2 protein-coding genes and 1 pseudogene are annotated in these 2,900 nt (G+C 64.0%); 1 reads left to right on the forward strand and 2 read right to left on the reverse strand.

The window, feature by feature from the left end:
* Positions 1-94: 94 nt before the first annotated feature.
* Positions 95-1,561, reverse strand: coding sequence for an RIP homotypic interaction motif-containing protein (locus ACWC09_RS52455; protein WP_450859390.1), 1,467 nt, complete (start codon positions 1,559-1,561; stop codon positions 95-97).
* Positions 1,562-1,810: 249 nt separating this feature from the next.
* Here ACWC09_RS52455 and ACWC09_RS52460 point away from each other — a divergent pair, with 249 nt between their 5' ends.
* A complete protein-coding gene (locus ACWC09_RS52460) occupies positions 1,811-2,203 on the forward strand; it encodes a hypothetical protein (RefSeq protein WP_450859392.1) in 393 nt (130 codons plus the stop codon).
* Positions 2,204-2,594: 391 nt separating this feature from the next.
* On the opposite strand, the pseudogene ACWC09_RS52465 reads toward ACWC09_RS52460, so the two are convergent.
* Positions 2,595-2,807: pseudogene (locus ACWC09_RS52465) on the reverse strand (IS630 family transposase); the annotation flags it as partial.
* Positions 2,808-2,900: the final 93 nt, after the last annotated feature.

Raw genomic sequence — 2,900 nt, forward strand, 5'->3', positions numbered from 1 at the left:
CCGAAACAAGACGCCGCATGCCTCCCTCATTCCGAGCTAGACCATGCCAGACCAGCGGAAATCAAGCGATGATGTTCGGTTGAGATACGGCTTCTCAGGGAAAACTGATCCCCCCGATGCCGCGGTTGCCGCGGTCCGAGGGCTTCGGCATGTCAGCTTGCGGCGTCTCCGTCCGGGGCGAACGGGTCGGCGCGCTACGTCGGTGAGGGGTCTCGATTTCCGGTGCAGCCTCTTGTGCCCTCCGTGCGCTCTCTCGTTGCCGCCGGGTGGTAGCACTCAGGCGACGCGCTTGGTCCTTGACCTCGTTGTGCAGCTTTCTGCCGTTCAGCGCGGAAGAGACCTCATGGGTGGCCCTCACCGTGTTGCGGCGGCCATGGGTGACCCCGTCGGCGGCCGTGACCGTCTTCACGCCATTCGCATGCTCGATGCGGCCGGCACTCGGGCGCTTGAACGCAGTTGTCTGCAGTGCGCTGTCGATCTGGCTGCGCAGCTTATCCCGGTTGGGGGCCTCAAGGCCGACGACCGCGTCGATGAGGGCGTCGGCCAGTTCAGGATGCTCTTGAAGTAGCGCCGGTTCGTTCACCTGAGGCCGCTTGCAGGTGTAGGCGAATTCGTTGGTTTGCACATTGTGGTCCCCGATCTGCACACCCTGGCAGTGTCGGATCAGGATCGTTGCGTCCTCCCCGTGCACTAGCCGCAGGGCACCGCTGTCCGGGGAAGTTCGCGAGCCAGTTGGCCGAGCCGCCTGACGTTCGAGTTTTCCCAGATCCAGCGTGTCTTTGTGCAACAGAGAGAATCGGGTGGCGCACAGTTCCTTCTTTGCCTGGGCGCGGAGCGTCTCGTTTGCGGGATCCAGTGCCAGCTCGGCCAGTGCTTTCCGTACCCCGTTGCGGCGGAGCACAGCCGCGAAGTCCGGTTCTTTGGTGCGCAGGTGATAGACGTAGCGGTTGTACTGCTGGTTGTCATCTCCCACCTGTACCCCGCGGCAACCGATGATCAGGACGGTCTCCTGCGGCGGATCTATTTCCTGAGCCAGCTCAACTGGAGACGACGATGCCGCCTCCGGGATCTCGGTGGTCCTGGGCCTGGGTGGTGGTGCCCAGGTCGCCTGTGGTTGGAAGGTGGGGCGGTCGGGGTCCGCGTCGGTGGTGTTGGGCTTGGGTGGTGGGGTCCGGGTTGGTTCGAAGGCGGGAGGTCCAGACGAGGCGCGTTGCGGCAACTCGTCAAGGGGAGCCACTGCTGGTTTGGTGCGCACTGCACTGTGCCGCCGTGAGGCGTATTGCAGCGGAGGTGAGGCCGACGGGAGTGGCCGGGCCTCTGTCCTGCCGCCGTTGTACACGGCTTGTGTCTTCACTGGGCCTGGGACGGGCCTGTTTGTGGCGGCCATGGCCGGGGTTGGGGCAGTCGTTGCATGCGTCGAACGCCGTGGCCTCCATTTGGCGTAGATGACGACCGTGATCCAGAGCACGATTCCACCTGCGATCAGCAGCCCGAGCAGGATGCCAAGGAACACGCCACACATGATCAGACCATTGACCACATGGTCCGCAACAGAGCTCATGAAATTGCGTGTCCGGTGCACTCCGGATCCGAAGGCTGGTCCCGCCCATGTGGCGATGCGGATAGCAAGAATCACAGTAATCACAAGGCCTATTTTGCGCAACACGGCCTCCCTGGACGCGAGTTATGAAACGCTGCAGGCTCCCCATATACGGTATACAGGGTCGAATTAGAGGGCGAAACCCACTCGGTTCTATGGGAAAGTGGGTACCTTCCTGAAGCGGCAAAAATGTGGAAGTAGGAGGGGTCTGTGACAGGTGTGGAACTGATCCTGGCCGCACTCGCGGCCGGTGCGAGCGCGGGGATCACGGAGACCACCAGTGGTGCCATCGGTGATGCGTACAGAGGGCTTCGCGACGGCCTGCGGAACCGGATTGCCGCTCGCGGGGAACGCGCCGTGCCGACCTTGGACGCTCCCGGTCCCGATGCCACTGCGGATGAGGAACTGTGGCGGAGCCGGCTCGGTGCTGCGCTCGTCGGCTCCGGCGTGGATCAGGACGAAGGCGTGCTTGCCGACGCGGACCGGCTGCTCGAGCTTCTTGGGCAGCGGGGTATCCGCAGCAACCGCTACGTTGTCGACGTTAGAGACGGGGAGGGCTTTCAGATCGGCGACCACAACACCCAGACCAACCACTTTTCCTGAAGCCTCGTACTTCGGACGGGGCCGCCGGTGCCAGCAGCTGACGTGGTCCTTGGCCGCGTTGCATGTGGCGCAGTGGTGAACTCTTGGCGGCGCATCTGTCCTGATGGCGTCAGCTGCGTGGCTGCTGTGACACTGCCTCTTCCGGTCCAACTGGGATCCGGCGTCGTCGCAATGGAGAGACCGTCGGGCTGCGTCAGGCTCTGCTACCGGTAGTTCGTTAAAACCGGCGATGGTGTGGGTTGACGGCAGGCCGGGGTGGCCGCGAAGTCGCTCGCTTCCGTTCTGGCTCAAGGCCGTCCGAGCGGTGCGCGGACACGCGCCCGGCCCCTCAACGGGTCTGCATCCAGAGGGCCCTGGCTTCGGGCGGGAACCTCATTCAGGCGACGCGATGCTACTGAACGCGCGTTCGGGTGGCAGGTTCCTTAGCTGGTCGCGCGTCGAGGGCCAGGCCGGTGCCGGTGAGACAACCGTCGAGCAACTGGGGCCGATACTGCAGCATCTTGAGCTTGCGTTTCACGGTCCGGGTGATCTGCCCCAGGTCGGCGGCGGCGAGGTTGCCGAGGTCGTGCTTGACCAAGGACCACACGCCTTCCTGCGGGTTGAGTGGACGTTAAGTCCGTTTCTGGTAGCGACCTCGTCCGGGTTGGGTGAGGAAGCCTTGGCGGACGAGTCGTCCGAGACGAGCACGGGTGACGTT

Source organism: Streptomyces sp. NPDC001617 (assembly GCF_053596855.1).

Bases quoted from the DNA above. Each gene is read 5' to 3' on its own strand.
- ACWC09_RS52455 (WP_450859390.1), bottom strand. From the start codon at position 1,561: ATGAGCTCTGTTGCGGACCATGTGGTCAATGGTCTGATCATGTGTGGC.